The sequence below is a fragment of the Microbacterium sp. K41 genome, from assembly GCF_004794395.1.
Lineage (GTDB): Bacteria > Actinomycetota > Actinomycetes > Actinomycetales > Microbacteriaceae > Microbacterium > Microbacterium sufflavum.
Genome location: NZ_SSDO01000220.1, coordinates 1 through 1,399, shown reverse-complemented (window position 1 = coordinate 1,399; position 1,399 = coordinate 1). Strand labels below are relative to the sequence as shown.

General features: G+C 73.6%; 1 protein-coding gene and 1 pseudogene. One reads left to right on the top strand and one right to left on the bottom strand.

The window, feature by feature from the left end; translation table 11 throughout:
- Positions 1–980: glycosyltransferase family 4 protein (locus tag DW309_RS05985; protein ID WP_136044844.1), on the bottom strand; the 980-nt coding region annotated here is incomplete at its 3' end.
- A 140-nt stretch (positions 981–1,120) separates the two neighbouring features.
- Here DW309_RS05985 and DW309_RS05980 point away from each other — a divergent pair.
- Positions 1,121–1,399 (top strand): annotated as a pseudogene (locus DW309_RS05980) (hypothetical protein); the annotation flags it as partial.

Here is a 1,399-nt window from a genome sequence, read left to right as displayed (position 1 = left end):
GCGAGCTCGCCCACGCGCCGGCGCAGCTCCCGCAGGTCACCGGGAGGGTAGAGCCAGCCGTCGACTCCGCTGCGTACGAGGTCGAGCGGTCCCCCGCGCCCCGTCGCGACGACGGGGACGCCGCTCGCGTGCGCTTCCTGCAGGGTCTGCCCGAAGGTCTCGCTCTCCCCCGTGTGCACGAACACGTCGAACGACGCCAGGGCCGCGGCGAGCGCGTCGCCGTCGAGGTGGCCCAGGAACAGGGCGTCAGGGAGAAGGTGCTCCAGGCGCCCACGGCTCGGGCCGTCGCCGACCACGACGAGACGGGTACCGGGGATCCCGGCGAGCACGGCCAGGTCTTCCACCTGCTTCTCCGGGGCCAGACGCCCGACATAGCCGATCACGGTCTGCTCACCCCACCGTGCACGCAGAGCGGGGTCGCGGCGCGTCGGATGGAACCGCTCCGCGTCCACGCCTCTCCCCCAGCGGCGGAGGCGGTCGACGCCGAGCTGAGCGAGCTGTCGGGCGGACTCGGCAGACGGAGCCAGCGTCAGGGTGGCCCGCCGGTGGAGCCGGGTGACGTGCGCCTGCGCGATCCCCGCTGTCGCGGCCACGCGGTAGCGCTCGGCGTAGGACACGACATCGGTCTGGTATGCGGCCACCGCGGCGACTCCCTGCCGCTCCGCCGCGAGCACGCCCCGCCACCCGAGGGCGAACGGCGACGCCAGGTGCACCACGTCCGGTCGGAAGTCGGCCCAGCTCGCGATGATCCGCGCCGGGGCGGACGCGCCCACCCGCACGTCGCGGTAGCCGGGAAGGGGCATGCTCGGCACCGCCGTGATCCGAGCGCCGTGGAGCTCGCGCGGCATGCCCTCCGCCGCCGGCGCGATGACCTGCGCCTCGTGTCCACGGCGCTCGAGATGGCGGAGGATCTGCATCACGGATCCGGTCACGCCGTTCATGTGCGGAAGGAAGGACTCGGTGACGATCGCGACTCTCACACCCACAGGATGGCCGCGGCTCGGGCGGCCACCGCCTGGAAACGGCCCGGTGCACCAGATGTTCACCGGATGCTGGACCGGGGGTCACCGGCCAGCTTCCCGTCGGTTGCCGTTCACCCGCGCCGTGCACGCTGGGCGTCGTGCCGACCGATCTGTTCGCCGACGCCCTCGCGAGCCCGTGGAGCCTCGTGGTCATGAGCCTGCTCGTACTGGGTGACGCGTTCGTCGTCGTGATCCCCGGCGAGATCGCGGTGACGGCACTCGGCGCACTGGCCGTCGCGACGGGCAGTCCTCCGCTCTGGGCCGTGGTTCTGTGCGCCGCCGCGGCCGCCGCCGTCGGTGACGCCTGCTGCTACCTGATCGGACGGCTCGTCGGGACCCGGCGATGGCGGTGGATGCGCGCGCCGCGCGTGCGGCAG